The sequence below is a fragment of the Bradyrhizobium sp. CSS354 genome, from assembly GCF_029051725.1.
Lineage (GTDB): Bacteria > Pseudomonadota > Alphaproteobacteria > Rhizobiales > Xanthobacteraceae > Bradyrhizobium.
This window is the reverse complement of the sequence record NZ_JAACFU010000018.1, coordinates 20,821-37,920: the sequence shown is the minus strand read 5'-3', so window position 1 is coordinate 37,920 and position 17,100 is coordinate 20,821. Positions and strand designations below refer to the sequence as shown.

Genomic DNA, 17,100 nt, shown 5'->3' with positions numbered 1-17,100 from the left:
GGTCGGGGCGACGGGTTCCGCAAGTTGTGCCGAGCGCAGGCTGCAATTCGGGGCTTGAACCGAGGCTCGCTTGTGGACTTATGTCGTTTCGATCCGGTTCGAATCGGAGCTCTTGGTGAGGGAGATTTTCATGATATCGCGTCGCTCTGTTGCACTTGCGCTCACAATTGCGCTGCTGTCCGGTCCGGCATGGTCGGCCTCCGGCAACGCGGTCAAGACGTTCGATACCGACAATGACGGCACGCTCGATCTTGCCGAGGTGAAGAAAGCGGCGGCCGCGTCGTTCGCGAAGCTCGATCCCGATCACGACGGCACGCTCGATGCCCGCGAGTTGCGCGGACGGTTAACGGCAAAAGAACTCGCCGCCGCCGATCCCGATCGCGACGGGACTCTCACGCTCGACGAATATCTCTCGGTGGTGGAGCAGCGCTTCAACGCAGCGAATCCCGACAAGGATGGAACGCTGGATGGGAAGGAGCTGAACTCGCGCGCCGGCCGTGCGCTGCTGCGCTTGTTGCGGTGAGAACAGCGCCGCTTGACTGGGAGCGAAGGCGAGTTGCCCGAGAGAGAAATTTGCAAGCGCGATGCGGCAGTTCACTGTGTCGACGGCGCGATTCCAGACTTGCGCTGTGACTGACGCAGCCCTAGGTTTTGGCCGGCGCGATGTCGCGCTCAATCCCTTGGGAGTCCCCGAATGGCCTGGAAAGCTCCGAAGATCGTGGAAGTGCCGGTCGGCATGGAAATCAACATGTACGCCTGCGCTTTGCGCAAGTAAGACCACAACTAAGACTGACGACCTGCCGCGGCTTCGATGGCAACCACCGTCGAAGCCGTGGTAGTGTCGGGGATGCGCGCGAGAGCCCATACATTCTGGACCATAGCCGCCTGCACCGTCGCGCTCGCGCCGGTATGCGTCAGCGCCGAAGAGGGCTTTGATACCGAGCACATCTTCGGCTTCATGATCGGCACCGATGTCGGCAATCCCGGCGAGCGCGAATTCCAGACCCAAACGACAGGACGATTCGGCAAAGGCGGCGGGACCTATCGCGCCCTCTCGCAGGAGGTCGAGATCGAGATCGTGCCGCTGCCGAACTTCCGGATCGAGGTCGGCGGCACCGCCACGCTGCACGACATCACCGGCGTCCCCGATATCGGCGACCGCCGCCAGTTCAATTTTCAGGGCGCTTCGCTCGACCTGCGCTATCGCCTGCTCGATCGCGAGCGCGCGCCATTCGGGTTGACTGTCGCCGCCGAACTCCATGGCGACCGCATCGACGAGACCTCGGGCGCAAAAGGGCGGATGTACGGTACCGATTTCACGCTCGCCTTCGATCGCGAGCTGATCCCGAACTTCGCCATCGGGGCGCTCAACCTGATCTATCAACCCGAATGGGCGCGTTTTGAGATGGCGGGACTGTCCGAAAAGAGCTCGACCATCGGCGCGGCTTTCGCCGGCCTCGTGCGGGTGCGTCCCGACGTGCTGCTCGGCGGCGAGGTGCGCTACTTCCGGCAGTACGAAGGCATCGGCCTCGGCGAGTTCGCAGGCCAGGCCCTCTTCGTCGGTCCGACCGCTTATTTCCAGCTTTCCGAGCGCTCGCGCCTGACCATGAGCTGGAGCATGCAGGCCTGGGGCCGTCCGGCCGGATCGGGCGGCAATCTTGACCTCGTCAATTTCGAGCGCCACCAGGCGAGGCTGGTGTTTGGGGTCAATTTCTAGTGCTCGCGCCCCGGTTGCGGGGAGAGGCGACGGGGCGATTCCCGTTTTATTTCTCGCGGCCGGATTGAAACTTCCCGCTGCTCGGAGCGTAACCTTTTGTGCTAATCTTCATCGCCTCTGCGAGGATCCCGGCATGAACCCGATCGACCTGGTGGTGACTGTGTGTGCGGTGCTCTCGCCTGCGACCTGCGAGGAGCAGCATCTGGTGTTCAACTATGCGGGGTCGCCGACGCAATGCGCGATGGCTGCGCCGCCCTATATCGCGCAATGGGTCGGCGACCATCCGAAGTGGCAGGCGGTGCGGTGGCGCTGCGAATACCCGCACCCGAACGACAAGGCGTGAGCCGCCGGCGTTACTTCGTGCAGTCCTTCAGATCCTTATCGGCGATCGAGAACACCGCATCCGCCTTGATCTCGATGTCGCGCACGATGCACTGCCGCGCATTGGGATAGCTGACCCTGGCGTCGTAGCGGCCGGGCTCGACGCCGGTGATGCGCAGCCGCTCGTCGTGGTCGACCTCCTTGTCTTTGTCGTTCAGGCACTGGTTCGGCCCCCACTCGGTCTTCCCGGCCGGCGAGAGCTGGAAGCCGGAGATCGTCTCCGTCGTCAGGTTCCAGAGCCGGATACCCTTGCCCTTGGCCTGCGCGAGCGCCGCGCCCGGCATCGCAACCAAAAGGATGCCGATCGCAATCAGCGTACGCCGCATGGTGAACCTCCCGCGAGGATGTCGTTGGTCCAATTGACCATGAGTTCTCATTTTGATTCAAGCTGCAACGCGGCGAGCTCGGCCCTGATCCTGCCGAGCTCGGCCTCGCTGCGCCCCGCGCGCGGGATGGCAATCGGCACCTCCCGCACGATGCGCGCCGGTCGCGGCGACAGCAAGAACAGGCGGTCGCCGAGCCGGATCGCGTCATCCAGGCTGTGGGTGACGAGCAGCGTCATCACCGGACGGCGCGCCACCAGCGTTGCGATCTCGTCACGCAAACGGCCGGCGAGTGCGTCGTCGAGCGAGGCGAGCGGCTCGTCGAGCACGAGCAGATCGGGCTCGACGGCAAAGGCGCGGGCGAGCGCGACGCGCCGGGCGAGGCCCAATGACAATTCGCCGGGAAAGTGGCTGCGATGCGCGTCCAGCTCCAGGATCCTGAACAGCTCGGCGAGCTTGGCATCAGTGACATCGGGGGCCGCAAGCCGCACATTCTGCTCGACCGAGCGCCATGGCAGCAATCGCGGCTCCTGGAAAACCATCCCGATCCGCGCCTCCGGCGGTCGCGAGATGCGCCCCTCGAAATCGCGGTCGAGCCCGAGGATGATGCGAAGCATCGTGCTCTTGCCGCAGCCGGACGGACCGATCAGCACGCCGACCTCGCCGGATTGAAGCGCGAAGCTGACCGGAGCGAGCACCTCCTGCGTTCCGCCCGCGGCACTCCTGAACCTCTTGCCTGTGATATCGACCTCAAGCCGCACGGGGTCGCCACCGTGTTGCGCGGGCTTCGAACGGTTGCACCAGCGCGGTCTCGATCACGAGTACGACGGCGGCGAAGGTCAGCGAATAGGCCAGCAGCCGCGGCGTGTCGAACAGCTGGAAAGCAACGCCGATCTCGAAGCCGACGCCGTTTGGCCGGCCCAGGAGTTCGGCGACCAGCACGATCTTCCACACCAGCGACAATCCGGAGCGGGCTGAGGCTGCGATATAGGGCGCCAGCTGCGGCAGCACGACGTGGCGGAAGGCGCGCCAGCGCGGCATCGCGAACACGCTCGCCATCTCGTCCAGCGAGCGGTCGAGCGCGCGCGTGCCCTCGCGCAGGGTGACGATGGCGGTCGGCAGCTTGTTGATGGCGATCGCCGCGACCGCTGCGGCTTCAGTGAGCCCGGCCCAGATATAGGCCAGCACGATCACGACCAGCGCGGGCAGGTTCAGGAGCAGGATCAGCCAGGGATCGCCGAGCCGGTCGGCGAGCTTCACCCGTCCCATCAGATAGCCGATGGCGCTACCGAGCGACATCGCCAGCACGAAAGCGAGGCTTACGCGGGCAAGCGTAGCGCCGAGATGCAGGAACAGCGCGCCGCTCGATGCTTCCGCGATGACGACGTCGAGCACGGCGGGCGGGGACGGCAGCTTTGTGGCGCCGACGAACAGCGCGGCAATCCACCAGATCGCAAGGAACAGGGCAAACGACAGAAGACGCAGCACCTCAGTCTCCGGGAACTGCGTGATAGAACGTGCCGGGATCGAGCTCGGCGGCAGAGCCCACGAGGTCGCGTCCGCCGGTTTCGGCCAGCACGCGGTAGAGCACGCGCGCGTCCTTTTCTTCGTCATCGATGCTCCGGCGCGGAATGCCGTCGCGATATCGCTCGCGATAGGTCTTGAGCAGTGTGGCATCGCTCGTGCCGGTGAGCGGGGCGATCTTGTCCCAGGCGGCATCCGAGGTCACCAGCAGCTGCTTGGCCTTGCGAGTCATCGCGATGAAGCGCGCCACGGCCTCGCGATGACTTGCCGCCCAGCTTTCGTCGAAGACATAGCCAACTGCGGAGACCGCGCCCTTGGCGCCGAGTTTCGGCAGGATGTCCTCGATGCCGGCAAGACGTCTAAAACCCTTGGCCTCCAGCTGTGCGCAGAAATTCCAGAAGTTGAGGCTCGCATCCATCTCGCCGTCGAGCGCCTTGGCGGTTATCAGCGGCGGAGCACCATAGACGATGGTCGCCTCCGACTTCAGGTCGATGCCGTCCTGCTTCATGCGCGCCTGGAGCAGCAGCCAGCTCTTGTCGATGGGACCACCGCCGACGGCGAGCTTGCGGCCCTTCAAATCGGCCAGCGACTTGATCGGCGAGGAGGCCGGCACCATTACCGCGCCGAGCGCGCTGGAATAGGGATAGAAGGTGAGCTTGGCGCCGAGCGTGCGCTCGCGCGACACCCACAACCAGTCGGACAGGATGATGTCGGCATTGCCGGCGCGCAGGGCGATCTTGCCGGCCTCGGGGCTCGCAAGCTCGCTGACGTCGAGCGACAGGTCGGCCTCCTTGTCGAGGCCGCCGGCGCGGATCGCGGCCAGCTCCCAGGAGAATGTTCCGGTCTTCTGCACCGCAAGGCGGATGGTATCCGCGGCGCGGCCGGGCCCGGCTAGTGTCAGCGCCAGCGTCACCGCGAGCGCCAATGATCGACCAAATGCTCTCATCACCTTGTGAGCCGTTTCCTCTGATAGAGTGCTTTTCAGGACAATACGCATAGCATAGCTTCCGTCGCAACCAGCGGGAGGACGCTCATGAATCTGGCCGGACAGCTACGACCGATTGTCGCCGCATTGGCGGTGTGGGCTGCGACCGCGCTCGCTGCGCAGGCTGAAGAGGCCAATGATTATCCGACGTCGGCGCGTGCCGAGTATGTCTATGGCTGCATGAAGGCCAATGGCGAGAGCCGGCAGGCGATTGAACAATGTTCCTGCTCGATCGACGTGGTGGCCTCGATTGTGTCCTATGAGCGCTACGTCACTGCAGAAACCGCCCTCAGCATGTCCCAGGTCCGCGGCAATCTCGGCGTTCAGTTCCGCACGTCAGAGCAGGCGAATTCCGCGGTGAACGATCTCAGGCGCGCGCAGGCGGAAGCCGAGGTGAGGTGTTTTTGACCGTTGCCGCGCTGCTTTGCTTCCCTCATCAAGGTCGCCGGCGGAGCTTCGATGGTATGATCCGACGGGCTTGCTTGGTAGGATATCTCGATGGACCGGCACGGCGTTGGAGTGCACCGGGCGGTTGCTGATACGCCCATCATCGATGATGCAAACGCCGATGCGCCTCTAGTGCGTCGCGCAAGACGGCTCCCGCTCGGCCCGGCATTGGGAATGATCGCCGCATTGTCGGCGGTCTCGAATGCGAGCGCGCAGGAGGCCGAGCCGCGATCGTATTCGAATACGCCTGTCGGGTTGAATTTCCTGATCTCGGGTTACGTTTACGCCCAAGGCAAGCTCGCGTTCGATCCCAGCACCGCGATCGCCGATGCCACATTCCGCTCCGATACCGGCGTAGTGGCCTATGTTCGGTCCTTCGACGTAGCCGGCCAGTCGGCCAAGTTCGACGCGATCGTGCCGACATCGTCGTTTGCCGCGCATGGGCTCGTCAACGGCGAGCCGCGCGAACGGGAGATGTCCGGTCTGGGCGATCCGCGATTTCGTGTCTCGGTCAACCTGTTTGGGGCTCCCGCGCTCTCGGCGAAGGACTTCGCCAGCTACCACCAGGATCTGATCGTGGGCGTAAGCCTTCAGGTCTCCGCGCCCCTCGGGCAATATGACAGCACCAAGCTGCTCAACCTCGGCGGCAACCGTTGGTCGTTCCGGCCCGAGCTCGGAATTTCAAAGGCATGGGGACCATGGACGGTCGAGCTCGCCCCTAGCGTGACCTTCTTCAGCGACAACACCGACTTCTTCGGTGGCAAGACGTTCTCGCAGGCTCCGATCTATGCGGTGCAGGGACATGTCATCTATACGTTCCAGTCCGGCATATGGGTGGCGCTGGACGGACTGTATTTCGCCGGCGGCAGCACGATCCTCAACGGCATCAAAAACGACAACGAGCAGGCCATTTCGCGCGCGGGCGTGACGGTTGCGTTTCCGATCGATCGGCAAAACTCAGTCAAGCTCTCTGCCAGCACCGGCCTCACCAGCCGCACGGGAAGCGAACTGACAGCTGTTGGTATCGCATGGCAGTATCGTTGGGGCGAAGGATATTGAGGGAGGATGATGGACGCCCTCACGTCCCCGGCTTCTCCACATCCCACTCGTTGCGGAACACGTGTCCGTCCGTATCCTTGGCTTCCGCGCGGAAACGCCTGGCGCCGTTGGACACATAGGTGAAGCGCAGATTGGGATCTTCCGAGATCGAGATGCCGCCTTCCATCGAAAGCACGGGGCTGTCGTCCTGCGTCAGCTTGAGCTGGTTGACGAAGAAGGCGGGAATGTAGAGCTGCGTGACCTGGTCCATCTGCAGCCCGGAATTGTTGGGATGGCCGACCATGATCTGCGCCTCTCGCATGCGGCTCGCCGGGGCCTCCTCGCGCGCGAATTGCCGGTAGCGCATCTGCCCGAGCCGGTTTTGGGCTTCCTCGGCATTCTTCCCCGCCGGTGCCGAGCAGCCGCCGGAGGCCTTTACATAGACCTTCGAGACATAGAGCTGGCCGTCGCTGAGCTCGGCCACCGCATGGACGTCGGTGTAATTGTTGACGCGCACGCGCGTCGAGATTTCAGTGACGTTGGCATCCGGTCCGAGCTCGAACTTCGCCGCCATCGGTGCTGGGTTACGATCGATCACCAGCGTGATCGAACGGATGCGGCGGGCATCGCCAGGCGAGAGCTTGCTACGCAGGGTCACGGGCACGATGGCCGCGTCCTCGGCGCGATACGGCATCTCGATGCCAATGACATTGCCGCCGTCATTCATCGGACGGTTGCTGAAGATGTCCTGCACCAGTCCCGGCCAGGGATCGTAAGCTTCGTCAGCCTGCACCGGCACGGCGAATGCGATGCCGAGGAGCAGGGCGATCAGAGGCAGTCGGCGCGTGCATCCCGTCATGGTCTTGGTCCCGCGGACGAAGCAACGTTTCGCGCATCGTAGCGCGTCCGCTACTCCCATTCAATTTCCGAAAATGCTGCGGTTGCGTTGCGGGCGTTGTAGTCGTCGAACAGCTCCCAGTGCGGCCGTTCCGAGGCGGCGGCCTTGTCTGCGGCGGTTCGGATCGGCTCGCCCTTCTTGTTCGATGCCCGGACGTCCGCCAGCAGTGCCGTCAGATAGCGCCGTTCATCGGTCAGCGCTGCCGGCCATTCGCTCACGGGCCCGTGACCGGGAACGACGCGCTGCGCCGGAATGCTCTCGAGTTCCCCGAGGGTGCCGAGCCAGCCGCGAATGCTGCCGTCCATCACCGGAATATGGCGGAGGAAGACGAGGTCGCCAGTGAACAGCGTCTTCGTCATCTCATCGAACACGGTCAGGTCATTGTCGCTGTGCCCGGCCGGCCAGGCCCGCAAGGTCAGGCGGCGCGCGCCCAGATCGAGCGTCATTGTGTCCGTGACAAGCATTGTGGGCGGCACGATTTTCACGGGGGATATCAATTCGTCCCCCATGATGCGCTTAAAATTGTCGAGATAGTACGGCCCGCGCGCAGCGAGCGCCCGCGGCAGCCTGCTGTGACTGACGAAAATGGCGTCCCCGACGGCGAAGGCCGCATTGCCGAAAACATGGTCCGGATGGCCGTGGGTGTTGATGACGTAGCGGATCGGCTTGCTGGTGTTGGCCCGTACCGCCGCCAGCAGCGCCTCGCCCTCGCGAACGCTACCGCCGGTATCAATCACCGCCACAGCATCCTCGCCCACGATGAATCCGACATTGGCGATGTCGCCCTCGTTCTCGCGGGTCATCAAGGCGATGGTCCCGGAGTGTACGAAGATTCCCGGCGCGACTTCGCTCACAGGCAATTCGGCCGCTGCGGCGCATGCTAGCGTCGCTGTCACCAGCAGGGACAAGGCTGCGATCACGAGGGCGATGCGAGACACTTTTCCGCCTCAGTTCAAAGGGTTGCGCGCATTGCACTGCAACAAAAAAAGCCAGCACACAGTCTGGCAAAACATGGCGCGTCATGCGTTGCATGGTTAGCATTCAAACAAGCCCAGGAGGAAGCGCGATGACGGAGGCCGGACGACATCGTCGCTGGTTGTTTTCACTGAGTATCCTGGTTGCGTCTTGCGCGTTCGGCGACATCGCCATCGCGCAGACCAACGACGCCGGCGACCTCTCCTTCGAATTGGTCGATCCCAAGGTGCTGCGCGTCTGTTCCGACCCGCGCAATCTGCCGTTCTCGAACGAGAAGGGCGAGGGGTTCGAGAACAAGCTTGCCGAGCTGTTTGCGGACAAGCTCCAGAAGAAGCTCGACTATGTCTTTTTTCCGCAGGCCACCGGCTTCGTGCGCATGACGCTTGGCGCGCATCGCTGCGACGTCATCATGGGCTTCCCCCAAGGGGATGACCTCGTACAAGGCACCAATCCCTATTACCGCACGAGCTATGCGCTGGTCGCGAAAGCAGGAAGCGGGCTCGAGGAGGTCGACACGCTCGAGGATACCAGGCTGAAGGGCAAGCATGTCGGCATCGTCGCCGGCACGCCGCCTGCGACCAACATGGCCATCGCGGGACTGATGGGTGATGCAAAGCCCTATCCACTGATGATCGACACGCGCTACGACAATTCAGCGCAGGCAATGATCAATGATCTCACGGCGGGCAAGATCGACGCCGGCGTGCTGTGGGGACCGATGGCGGGGTTCTACGCAAAGAAGGCGGGATCGCTTCATGTTACGCCGCTGGTGAAGGAAACCACCGGGCCAAAATTGGTCTATCGCATCGGCATGGGCGTGCGTGGCGCCGACCAGAACTGGAAGCGGCAACTCAACAAGCTGATCCAGGAGAACCAAGGCGAGATCAACAAGATCCTGCTCGACTTCGGCGTGCCGCTGCTGGACGAGAACAATCGGCCGCTCGGCGCGGAGACGGCCAAGAAGGCACCATGACATGAGGCGGCATCTTGCCGCTGCGCTGGTCGCCGCCATGCTGGTGGCGCCGGTCGTTGCGCAGCAGCAGGAGCCGTTCGAGCCCGAGGGCTATCGCACCGATAACTACCGCGCGCCTGTGCCGGCCACACTGGGCGGCGCGCGCGTGCTGTCGACGTTAGAGGCCGAGGCGATCTGGCACGCGAAGAGCGGCGCCTTCATCGACGTGTTGCCGCGCGCGCCGAAGCCGAAGAACCTTCCAGCGGGTACCGTCTGGCGCGAGGCGCCGCGCAAAAACATTCCGGGCAGCATCTGGCTGCCGGATACCGGCTACGGCGCGCTGCCGCAAGCCATGGACGACTACTTTCAGCGCGGCCTCGCGCGTGCATCACACGGCGACAAGACCGCGCTGCTCGTGATCTATTGCCTGGCCGATTGCTGGATGTCCTGGAACGCCGCCAAGCGCGCGCTCGCGTACGGCTATTCCAACATCGCCTGGTATCCCGATGGCACCGACGGCTGGGAGCGCGCCAAGCTTCCGACCGAGGAGGCGCAGCCGGAGCCGCGGCCGGAGCAGTAGGCAAGAGATCGTTATGCCCGGGCTTGTCCCGGGCATCCACGTTCTTCGTGCCGCGTGGTTACGCGTGGATGGCCGGGACAAGTCCGGCCATGACGCCGTGTCGCGCATAGGAAGAGGCGAGGAAAAGCCTACTGCTTCTGCAGCTTGGTCAGCGTGCCCGTGCCGTTATTGTCGGTCGCAGAGTAGCTCACCCTGTCGCCGGCGTGGACGGCGTCGAGCATCGCGGCATCCTTGGCCTTGTACTCCTGGAGCGCGCCGGCGCCGCCTGCGCTGCCGCCGACTGTGCCCTTCTGTGTCTGCTGGATCGAAATCGTGCTGTTGAGCCGATCGATCCGGGTGACCATTCCGGTCAGATCGTCAGCGAATGCGCTGCTTGCGAGCATGCTAATGGCCGCAGCGCTTGCGAGGATGAATTTCGTGGTTCCCATCGAGGCCTCCCGATGCCTTGGATTACCCATCGACAAGACATCCTAGATCGATTTGGTTCCGGCATATAGCGCGGCGGTGAGTTAATGATCGCAATGGAGGTGCGGGAACCTGCCGCAAGCGGTCAATGAGGCTGACGCTATTCCATTTCCTGCTGGATCACGCGTCCGAGCGCAAACAGCCGCTGGTCGATTGTGGTGGGAACCTCGCAAACGAACCGCACCACCTTGTAGCGGTCCTCGAAAATGCGAGTCTTCCAGATCAGCTCGTTGCTGAGCGCATCGACCTTGGCCTCGTCGCGCGGCGTGGCGCCCTGGAGCGCCTGGAGCTGCACACTCTCCTCGCGGATCTTGTCGGCGGCTTCGCGCTGCTTGCGGCTGACGCGTTCGAGCCCGCTCATGACCTGCGAGCGCTGAGCGTTGAGCGTGTCGAACAGGCCTGCGAACAGCAATTTTGCATTCGCGGTCTTGCCGGCCGCGGAGCCCGCCAAAAACTCCTTCACCAGCTTCTCGGCCTCGTCCAGCGGCGTCTTCCGTGCCGACAGTTTGGCGACCAACGCGCTGACTTTGGCGTCGTCCTTCCACTTGTTCTGCACGTCGTCGAGCGAAGGACCAGCCCATACCGCGGCGAGTGAAATTTCCGGCACTTTCGCCTGCGTGCAGGGCCAATCCGGATAGCGCGGATCGGCCGCGCGTGCCGCCGTGCTCGCGGCTGCGAGCATCAGAGCGGCCATGGCCAGAACCCGAACCGTCATCCTTCGCCTCCCGCAGGGCCCCGTCGCGCCAGCCCACGCGAGGGATCATAGGCATAGATCGCGCCGATCATGAAGACGATTGTGCAGGTCGCGACCACCGCCAGCGAGATCCAGTTGATCTGTCCGTACAGCGCGAACCGGATCAGCTCAACCGCGTGGGTGAACGGATTGGCCTCGCAGACATAGTAGAGATAGGGGCTGCCTTCCTGCACGCGCCAGAGCGGGTAGAGCGCCGATGAAGCGAAGAACATCGGGAAAATGACGAAATTCATCACGCCGGCAAAGTTCTCCAGCTGCTTGATGCCGGAAGAGATCAGCATGCCGAGCGAGCCCAGCATCAGTCCGGACAGGATCAGTGCCGGCAGCACGGTGAGATAGCCTGATAGAGGAGGGGTGATGTCCCAGAACCAGGCGATCAGCAGGAACGCGTAGACCTGGAGCAGCGACACCGCGGTGCCCGCGAGCAGCTTGCAGAACAACAGGTAGCCGCGCGGCAGCGGGCTTACCAGCAGCGTGCGCATGTTCCCCATCTCGCGGTCATAGACCATCGAGAGCGAGGACTGCATGCCGTTGAAGAGCTGGATCATGGCCATCAGCCCGGGCGCGATGAAGACCTCGTAGAGGATGTAGGTCTCGTAGGGCGGGATGATGGAGATGCCGAGAACCTGGCGGAATCCGGCGGCGAAGATGAACAGCCAGACCAGCGGCCGCACCAGCGCCGAGACGAAACGCTCGCGCTGGTGCAGGAAGCGCAGTCCCTCGCGCCAGACGATGCCCGTGAGGCAGGTCATGTATTCGGCGGCCGAGAAGCCGCGCGGAGCCTCGCGGGTGGTGATGCTGCTCATGCGCCGCCGCCCGGCAGGGTCTGCGCGCCGGTCAGGCGCATGAAGGCGGTGTTGACGTCCTGCGCGCCGGCTTCCGCGACGACGCGGCTCATCGGTCCCTGCGCCAGCACCTTGCCCTGGTGCAGCACCACGAGATCGTCACCGGCCATGATTTCGTCGAACAGATGCGTGGCCCAGAGCACGCCGATGCCTTGCTCGCTCACGAGCTGGCGCACATGGCTGATGATGTCGGCGCGCGCCTTGACGTCGAGGCCGACGGTGGGCTCGTCCAGCAATAGCAGGCGCGGCCGGTGCAGCAGCGCCCGGGCGATCTCCAGCCGCCGCATCTGCCCGCCCGAGAGATCGCGCACCTTGCTGCCGGCGCGCTCGGTCAGCCCGATGCGGTCGAGCAGCTCGGCGGCTCGCGCGCGGGCCTCGCGGCGGCTGATACCGTGGAGTGCGGCGTGATAGAGCAGGTTCTGCGTCAGCGACAGATCGAGATCGAGCGTGCGCGGCTGGAACACGACGCCGAGCAACCGCAGCGCTTCGCCGGGGCTTGTGCCGACATCATGGCCGAAAATGCCGACGCGGCCGGATTGGATGCCGAACAACCGCGTGATCAGCGAGAACAGCGTGCTCTTGCCTGCGCCGTTGAGGCCGAGCAGGGCCGTGAAGCTCGCGGGCTGTACGTTGAAGGACACGTCCATCAGCGCGCGGCGCGGGCCATAGGCGTGGCTGACGCTGTCGATCGACAGCGCGGGCACGGCCGCCGGATCGGGCCTTGGTGTTTCGCGTTGTTCGGCGATGGGAGCAGGGCTGGTCATGGCGCGATCGTGATACCCCAGGGTAGTTCGCCGACCTGAATGGTCTTGATCACCTTTTGCGCGGCTACGTCGATGACGGAGACGTCATTCGACACGCCATTGGTGGTGAGCAGAAATTTCTCGTCCGGCGTGAATGCCATGTGCCAGACCCGTTGTCCGACCAGCAGATATTTCGTCACCTTGCGCGTTGCGACGTCGACCACGGCGATGCGGTTGGCGGGTCCGAGCGCGATGAAAGCGGTCTTGTCGTCCCGGGTCATGCCGATGCCAACAGGCTGGATCGCCTCTTTCCTCAACCCCGGGATCTCGAAATTGATCTTGCCGGTCACCTCGTGTTTGCCGGGATCGATGATCGAGACGGTGCCGCCGATCTCCGAGGACACCCACAATTCGGAAGCGTCGTGCTTGAATTCGGCAAAGCGCGGCCGCGCGTCGACCAGCACGTTGGCGACGATCTGGCGCGACGACGTGTCGATGAAATGCGCCATGTTGGTGGTCTCGGACGTGTTGATCAGCGTCTTGCCGTCCGGGCTGATGGTCATGCCCTCGGGCTCGACGCCGACCTGGATGTCGCCAAGGCGGGCGCGCTTCTCGAGGTCGATCACGGTCACCGTGTTGTCGTTCTCGTTGGCGACATAGAGGATCTTGCCGGCGGCATCCTGGGCGAACAATTCCGGGTCGGGCCCGGAGGGCAGGCTGTCCACCACGCTTTGCGTCTTGGCGTCGATCATCTGGATGGTGTCGTCGTCGCCGACCGCGACCATCACGAACTTGCCGTCGCGCGTGAAGTCGATGCCGCGCGGGCGCTGGCCGACCTTGATGGTCTTGGTGACCGTCCAGCTCTCGGTGTCGATCACCGACACCGTGTTGCTCTTCTCGTTCGAGACATAGGCGATGAACGCATGCGCGGGCGCCGCCGCCAGCGCCAGTCCGGACAGCAACCCAACTCGCCACGCGCGCAACGTCCAAGTCCTCACTTTAATGCCCTCACTTCAGCTTGCATTTGCTCTCCGGGCGGTCATAGCCGAGCGTGTCGAGCTCGGAGACCTGATGGAGGAAACCTTCCTGCGGCGACACCGACACCACCATGCGGCCGTCGACCAGCAGGATCGGCTGGCGCAGCTGCAGGTTCCAATCGCGCAAGGTCAGCTTTGTCCCCTTGAAGGCAGCGACCGAGAACTCCGGACCCTTGATGAAATCGGTGACCTTCTTGATGTCGCCGGAATTGGTGCGCGAGGTGGCCTCTCCGATCATGCGTACGGCCGTCCAGGCCTGCATGTCGAGCGCGGTCATCCGCCGCGCGTTCAGCTTGACGAAGCGGTTCTGCATCTGGATCGCGCCCCATTGATCCTGCGCGGCGTCCCAGCTCCGCGGCACCAGCCCGGCCGAGCCCGCGACAGGCCGCGGATCCCAGGTGCGATAGGGCAAATAGGCGCCGAACACCTCGCTCTCGTCGGCGGCGACCAGCACGTCATAGGCCGGTGCCTGTTGTGTGAACACCGGCATCTGGCGCTGGATCAGCGTCACGCCCGAGTCGGTGCGGCGCGCGCCGCCTTTGTCTTCGAAGCTGCGCTCCTGCACGATCTTGGCGCCGAACCGCGTCGCGGTGCGGCGGAGCGCATCGGCGAACAGTCTGTCCTCGTCATGCGAGCCGACCACGAGCAGCCAGCGCTTCCACTGCTTCCATACCAGATATTGACCGAGTGCATCGGCCAGCATTGCGCGCGTCGGCGCGGTGTGGATGACGTTGGCACGGCAATCGGCCTCGCGCAGTCGCTCGTCGATCGCGCCGGCGTTAAACAGCAGCGTGCCGCGCTCGCGCAGGGCGTCCGCGACTTTCAGCAGCGCGTCGGCCGGCAGGTCGGCGATGATGAAGCCGTTGCGTGTGGCGAGATCGGTCGCGGCCTGCACGGCATCCTCGCCCTCCTTGATACGCCGCTCCTCCAGCGCAAATCGCTGGCCCAGGAATTTGCCGGTGGTGTTGTTGTCGTCGATGGCGAGGCGTGCGCCGGCGACGCCGTCATTCTCCGCGGGCTGCTCGACCAGCGACAGCGTCGATCTCGTGCCGGCGATTCCGAGATAGCCGACGCCGATCATGACAGGGTCGGCCGCGAGCGCGCTCGTCGCAGCAAGTCCCAAGCCGATCAGGCCGACCAACCATCGGATCATGTTTCCTCCGCACAACTCCCCGGCTTGACCGCCGATGGAGAATTGTCTCATGCTAAAGCATGACCGATTTGTCAGGGCATGCAACCCCGCATTTCGTCCTCGCGCGCGTGAGGCCGGGAATCACGATCATGCGAGCGCTGATATGTTTCGCCGCTTTGCTGTTGACGGGCTCGGTCGCATTCGCCGATCCGCCGAAACTCGCGGTGTTCGATTTCGAACTGATCGACACCAGCCTGCCCGGCGAGTTCTACGGATCCAAGCCGGAGGAGGCGCGGCTCGACCTCATCAGCGAGCAGTTGCGCAAGGCGCTGGTTGAGTCAGGCAGGTTCCAGCTGCTCGATATCGCGCCGATCCGGGACGCGGCCCGACACAGCAATTTACAGGCCTGCGGCAATTGCGATCTCCAGCTTGCCGGGCAGTTGGGTGCCGACCTGGAGATCACCGGCATGGTGCAGAAGGTCTCGAACCTGATCATCAATCTGAACATCTACCTGCGAGACGTGAAGACCGGCAACATGATCACGGCCGCCAGCGCCGACATGCGCGGCAACACGGATGAATCCTGGACGCGCACGATGAGCTATCTGATCCGCAACCGCTTGCTGGCACCGAATTACGGCAAGCCGGAGTAGGTTCTTCCAAGAGAGAAGAAGAAGCCATTACCCCTTCAATCTCTCCGCATGCCAGTGCAGATGGTCGCCCATGAAGGTCGAGATGAAATAATAGCTGTGGTCGTAGCCCGCCTGCCGTCGCAGCGTCAGCGGGATGTTGGCCTTGGCACAGGCCGCCTGCAGCAATTCGGGACGAAGCTGCTCCTTCAGGAAATTATCGGCCTCGCCGACGTCGACGAGGAAGCCCGAAAACTTCGCGCCGTCCTCGATCAGCGCCACCGTGTCGTGGCTGCGCCAGGTATCCTTGTTCGGTCCGAGATAGCCGGTCAGCGCCTTGATGCCCCAGGGCACGAGCGATGGCGCCACGATCGGCGCAAAGGCGCTGGCCGCGCGAAAACGGTGCGGGTTGCGCAGCGCGACCGTCAGCGCGCCATGGCCGCCCATCGAATGGCCCATCACCGATTGGCGCTTTGCATCGACCGGAAAATTCTCCGCCACGAGTTTCGGCAGTTCGTCGGTGACGTAGCTCCACATGCGATAATTGCGTGAAAACGGCGCTTCCGTCGCGTCGACATAGAAGCCGGCGCCAAGACCGAAATCATAGGCATTATTGGCATCGCCCGGCACGTCGGGGCCGCGCGGGCTGGTGTCGGGCGCGACGAAGATCAGGCCGAGCTCGGCGCAGGCTTTGCGGAATTCGCCTTTCTCGGTGACGTTGGCGTGCGTGCAGGTGAGGCCGGAGAGATACCACACCACGGGCAGCTTGGCGCCCTGCGCGTGCGGGGGAACATAGACCGAGAACGTCATGTCGGTTCCGGTCGCCTGGCTGGCATGGCGATACACGCCCTGCACGCCGCCATAGGATGTATTGGTCGAGACAGTCTGGATCGTCATGCCATATGCTCCGTGGCATCAAACCACATCAGGATTGCAACGCTTGTGTGACCGAATTCGTGGCGGCCGTCAGGCCACGCCGCTGTCGATCGCCAGCCGCACCAGCTCGACAGAGGTTCTGACCCCGAGCTTCTGGCGCATGATGGACGATGTGTTGGCGACAGTCTTGTAGGACGACTGCACCAGCCAGGCGATCTCGGAAAGGCTCTTTCCGGCGCTGAGTAGCCGCAAAATCTCCATCTCGCGCGCGTTCAGCTTCGACAGCGGGCTTTGCGCCAGCGCGGGTCCCGCAAAGGCGATGCTGCGCGCGATCGCGCTCGGCAGATAGGTGCCGCCGCCGCCGACGGTGCGGATCGCCTCGACGAGATCATCGGGGTCGCCGGTCTTGGAGACATAGCCCTTGGCGCCGCACTCGATCGCACGCGCGGCAAAAGCAGGGTCGTCGTTCATGCTGAACATGATGATCCGGGCCTCGGGCGCGCGCTCGAGAATGCGGCGCGCGAGCTCGAAGCCGGACACGGTCGGCAGGTTGATGTCGATGATCGAGAGGTCGGGGCGCTCGACGATGAAGACGCACTCGCCGTCTTCGGCGTCGGCGGCTTCCAAAATCTCGATCTCGCCCTCGTCGGCCAGCACGGCACGGCAGCCGGAGGCGACGATGGGATGATCGTCGACGATCAAAATGCGCATAGGCGTTCCTCGCGACAGCGTCTTGGCCTGTTTCGCGCCCGGCCGGGATTGCTGTACGCTTTCGATTAGATATCGGGCGCTTCGCCTC

At 63.9% G+C, this 17,100-nt stretch carries 23 protein-coding genes; 9 read left to right on the top strand and 14 right to left on the bottom strand.

The genetic code is table 11. The annotated features are described in order from the left end of the window. Nucleotides 1–130: 130 nt before the first annotated feature. The 4 genes from GWG67_RS30980 to GWG67_RS30965 all read left to right on the top strand — a co-directional run bounded on the left by GWG67_RS30980 (nt 131) and on the right by GWG67_RS30965 (nt 2,060). Nucleotides 131–523, top strand: coding sequence for an EF-hand domain-containing protein (locus GWG67_RS30980; protein WP_275173211.1), 393 nt, complete (start codon nt 131–133; stop codon nt 521–523). 171 nt (nt 524–694) lie between these two features. Next, complete coding sequence (gene pqqA / locus GWG67_RS30975) at nt 695–775, top strand: pyrroloquinoline quinone precursor peptide PqqA (RefSeq protein ID WP_018460299.1); 81 nt, start codon at nt 695–697, stop codon at nt 773–775. Between the two features lie 36 nt (nt 776–811). Continuing rightward, entirely contained in the window at nt 812–1,717 is a 906-nt protein-coding gene (locus GWG67_RS30970; RefSeq protein WP_275173209.1) for a hypothetical protein, read from the top strand. Between the two features lie 133 nt (nt 1,718–1,850). Continuing rightward, on the top strand, nt 1,851–2,060 hold the full coding sequence (locus tag GWG67_RS30965; RefSeq protein WP_027566545.1) for a hypothetical protein: 210 nt from the start codon (nt 1,851–1,853) through the stop codon (nt 2,058–2,060). A gap of 10 nt (nt 2,061–2,070) precedes the next feature. On the opposite strand, the gene GWG67_RS30960 is transcribed toward GWG67_RS30965, so the two are convergent. The 4 genes from GWG67_RS30960 to GWG67_RS30945 are packed head-to-tail and all read right to left on the bottom strand — an operon-like array spanning nt 2,071 to nt 4,891. Continuing rightward, the gene (locus tag GWG67_RS30960; protein ID WP_085350566.1) at nt 2,071–2,424 is read right to left on the bottom strand and encodes a hypothetical protein; all 354 of its coding nucleotides are present in this window, start codon (nt 2,422–2,424) and stop codon (nt 2,071–2,073) included. A 47-nt stretch (nt 2,425–2,471) separates the two neighbouring features. After that, a complete protein-coding gene (locus tag GWG67_RS30955) occupies nt 2,472–3,182 on the bottom strand; it encodes an ABC transporter ATP-binding protein (RefSeq protein WP_275173208.1) in 711 nt (236 codons plus the stop codon). Beyond that, nucleotides 3,172–3,909: an ABC transporter permease gene (locus tag GWG67_RS30950; protein WP_275173206.1), complete on the bottom strand. Its 738-nt coding sequence runs from the start codon at nt 3,907–3,909 to the stop codon at nt 3,172–3,174. Before GWG67_RS30950 ends, GWG67_RS30955 begins: the two co-directional genes overlap by 11 nt. Nucleotide 3,910: 1 nt before the next feature. Next, entirely contained in the window at nt 3,911–4,891 is a 981-nt protein-coding gene (locus GWG67_RS30945) for an ABC transporter substrate-binding protein (protein WP_275173369.1), read from the bottom strand. 87 nt (nt 4,892–4,978) lie between these two features. On the opposite strand from GWG67_RS30945, the gene GWG67_RS30940 reads away from it, so the two are divergent. Together GWG67_RS30940 and GWG67_RS30935 are read left to right on the top strand one after the other, a co-directional pair. After that, the gene (locus GWG67_RS30940; protein WP_027566550.1) at nt 4,979–5,338 is read left to right on the top strand and encodes a hypothetical protein; all 360 of its coding nucleotides are present in this window, start codon (nt 4,979–4,981) and stop codon (nt 5,336–5,338) included. A 213-nt stretch (nt 5,339–5,551) separates the two neighbouring features. Continuing rightward, a complete protein-coding gene (locus GWG67_RS30935; protein ID WP_275173205.1) occupies nt 5,552–6,436 on the top strand; it encodes a transporter in 885 nt (294 codons plus the stop codon). A 19-nt stretch (nt 6,437–6,455) separates the two neighbouring features. On the opposite strand, the gene GWG67_RS30930 is transcribed toward GWG67_RS30935, so the two are convergent. Together GWG67_RS30930 and GWG67_RS30925 are read right to left on the bottom strand one after the other, a co-directional pair. After that, entirely contained in the window at nt 6,456–7,274 is an 819-nt protein-coding gene (locus GWG67_RS30930) for a quinoprotein dehydrogenase-associated SoxYZ-like carrier (protein WP_275173203.1), read from the bottom strand. Nucleotides 7,275–7,324: 50 nt separating this feature from the next. Then, nucleotides 7,325–8,251 (bottom strand): quinoprotein relay system zinc metallohydrolase 2, encoded by a 927-nt coding sequence (locus tag GWG67_RS30925; RefSeq protein ID WP_275173201.1) that lies wholly within the window; start codon nt 8,249–8,251, stop codon nt 7,325–7,327. Nucleotides 8,252–8,379: 128 nt separating this feature from the next. Between GWG67_RS30925 and GWG67_RS30920 the strand changes: the two genes are divergently transcribed. Next, nucleotides 8,380–9,261, top strand: a complete 882-nt coding sequence (locus tag GWG67_RS30920; protein WP_275173199.1) for a substrate-binding domain-containing protein — start codon at nt 8,380–8,382, stop codon at nt 9,259–9,261. A gap of 1 nt (nt 9,262) precedes the next feature. After that, nucleotides 9,263–9,820, top strand: coding sequence for a PQQ-dependent catabolism-associated CXXCW motif protein (locus GWG67_RS30915; RefSeq protein ID WP_275173197.1), 558 nt, complete (start codon nt 9,263–9,265; stop codon nt 9,818–9,820). Between the two features lie 128 nt (nt 9,821–9,948). Here GWG67_RS30915 and GWG67_RS30910 read toward each other — a convergent pair whose 3' ends face one another. The 6 genes from GWG67_RS30910 to GWG67_RS30885 form a co-directional block, all read right to left on the bottom strand. Further along, on the bottom strand, nt 9,949–10,248 hold the full coding sequence (locus GWG67_RS30910; RefSeq protein ID WP_275173196.1) for a copper-binding protein: 300 nt from the start codon (nt 10,246–10,248) through the stop codon (nt 9,949–9,951). 137 nt (nt 10,249–10,385) lie between these two features. After that, nucleotides 10,386–11,000 carry a hypothetical protein gene (locus GWG67_RS30905; protein ID WP_275173194.1) on the bottom strand — a complete coding sequence of 205 codons (615 nt, stop codon included), beginning with the start codon at nt 10,998–11,000 and terminating at the stop codon, nt 10,386–10,388. Then, entirely contained in the window at nt 10,997–11,845 is an 849-nt protein-coding gene (locus GWG67_RS30900) for an ABC transporter permease (RefSeq protein WP_007612935.1), read from the bottom strand. Before GWG67_RS30900 ends, GWG67_RS30905 begins: the two co-directional genes overlap by 4 nt. Further along, nucleotides 11,842–12,648: an ABC transporter ATP-binding protein gene (locus GWG67_RS30895; protein WP_275173192.1), complete on the bottom strand. Its 807-nt coding sequence runs from the start codon at nt 12,646–12,648 to the stop codon at nt 11,842–11,844. The genes GWG67_RS30900 and GWG67_RS30895 overlap by 4 nt, the downstream gene beginning before the upstream one ends. Beyond that, complete coding sequence (locus tag GWG67_RS30890; protein ID WP_275173190.1) at nt 12,645–13,589, bottom strand: YVTN family beta-propeller repeat protein; 945 nt, start codon at nt 13,587–13,589, stop codon at nt 12,645–12,647. Before GWG67_RS30890 ends, GWG67_RS30895 begins: the two co-directional genes overlap by 4 nt. 46 nt (nt 13,590–13,635) lie before the next feature. Further along, entirely contained in the window at nt 13,636–14,817 is a 1,182-nt protein-coding gene (locus GWG67_RS30885) for an ABC transporter substrate-binding protein (RefSeq protein ID WP_275173188.1), read from the bottom strand. Between the two features lie 59 nt (nt 14,818–14,876). On the opposite strand from GWG67_RS30885, the gene GWG67_RS30880 reads away from it, so the two are divergent. Then, a complete protein-coding gene (locus tag GWG67_RS30880) occupies nt 14,877–15,449 on the top strand; it encodes a DUF3280 domain-containing protein (RefSeq protein ID WP_275173186.1) in 573 nt (190 codons plus the stop codon). Between the two features lie 27 nt (nt 15,450–15,476). Here GWG67_RS30880 and fghA read toward each other — a convergent pair whose 3' ends face one another. Continuing rightward, the gene (gene fghA / locus GWG67_RS30875; RefSeq protein ID WP_275173185.1) at nt 15,477–16,322 is read right to left on the bottom strand and encodes an S-formylglutathione hydrolase; all 846 of its coding nucleotides are present in this window, start codon (nt 16,320–16,322) and stop codon (nt 15,477–15,479) included. A 69-nt stretch (nt 16,323–16,391) separates the two neighbouring features. Next, complete coding sequence (locus GWG67_RS30870; RefSeq protein WP_275173183.1) at nt 16,392–17,012, bottom strand: response regulator transcription factor; 621 nt, start codon at nt 17,010–17,012, stop codon at nt 16,392–16,394. Nucleotides 17,013–17,100 lie beyond the last annotated feature (88 nt).

Coding starts and splice junctions, on each gene's coding strand:
- GWG67_RS30940 (WP_027566550.1), top strand. CDS start 4,979: ATGAATCTGGCCGGACAGCTACGACCGATTGTCGCCGCATTGGCGGTG.
- GWG67_RS30920 (WP_275173199.1), top strand. CDS start 8,380: ATGACGGAGGCCGGACGACATCGTCGCTGGTTGTTTTCACTGAGTATC.
- GWG67_RS30910 (WP_275173196.1), bottom strand. CDS start 10,248: ATGGGAACCACGAAATTCATCCTCGCAAGCGCTGCGGCCATTAGCATG.
- fghA (WP_275173185.1), bottom strand. CDS start 16,322: ATGACGATCCAGACTGTCTCGACCAATACATCCTATGGCGGCGTGCAG.
- GWG67_RS30915 (WP_275173197.1), top strand. CDS start 9,263: ATGAGGCGGCATCTTGCCGCTGCGCTGGTCGCCGCCATGCTGGTGGCG.
- GWG67_RS30945 (WP_275173369.1), bottom strand. CDS start 4,891: ATGAGAGCATTTGGTCGATCATTGGCGCTCGCGGTGACGCTGGCGCTG.
- GWG67_RS30870 (WP_275173183.1), bottom strand. CDS start 17,012: ATGCGCATTTTGATCGTCGACGATCATCCCATCGTCGCCTCCGGCTGC.
- GWG67_RS30900 (WP_007612935.1), bottom strand. CDS start 11,845: ATGAGCAGCATCACCACCCGCGAGGCTCCGCGCGGCTTCTCGGCCGCC.
- GWG67_RS30885 (WP_275173188.1), bottom strand. CDS start 14,817: ATGATCCGATGGTTGGTCGGCCTGATCGGCTTGGGACTTGCTGCGACG.
- GWG67_RS30970 (WP_275173209.1), top strand. CDS start 812: ATGGCAACCACCGTCGAAGCCGTGGTAGTGTCGGGGATGCGCGCGAGA.
- GWG67_RS30935 (WP_275173205.1), top strand. CDS start 5,552: ATGATCGCCGCATTGTCGGCGGTCTCGAATGCGAGCGCGCAGGAGGCC.
- GWG67_RS30960 (WP_085350566.1), bottom strand. CDS start 2,424: ATGCGGCGTACGCTGATTGCGATCGGCATCCTTTTGGTTGCGATGCCG.
- GWG67_RS30980 (WP_275173211.1), top strand. CDS start 131: ATGATATCGCGTCGCTCTGTTGCACTTGCGCTCACAATTGCGCTGCTG.
- GWG67_RS30880 (WP_275173186.1), top strand. CDS start 14,877: ATGACCGATTTGTCAGGGCATGCAACCCCGCATTTCGTCCTCGCGCGC.
- GWG67_RS30930 (WP_275173203.1), bottom strand. CDS start 7,274: ATGACGGGATGCACGCGCCGACTGCCTCTGATCGCCCTGCTCCTCGGC.
- GWG67_RS30905 (WP_275173194.1), bottom strand. CDS start 11,000: ATGACGGTTCGGGTTCTGGCCATGGCCGCTCTGATGCTCGCAGCCGCG.
- GWG67_RS30965 (WP_027566545.1), top strand. CDS start 1,851: ATGAACCCGATCGACCTGGTGGTGACTGTGTGTGCGGTGCTCTCGCCT.
- GWG67_RS30895 (WP_275173192.1), bottom strand. CDS start 12,648: ATGACCAGCCCTGCTCCCATCGCCGAACAACGCGAAACACCAAGGCCC.
- pqqA (WP_018460299.1), top strand. CDS start 695: ATGGCCTGGAAAGCTCCGAAGATCGTGGAAGTGCCGGTCGGCATGGAA.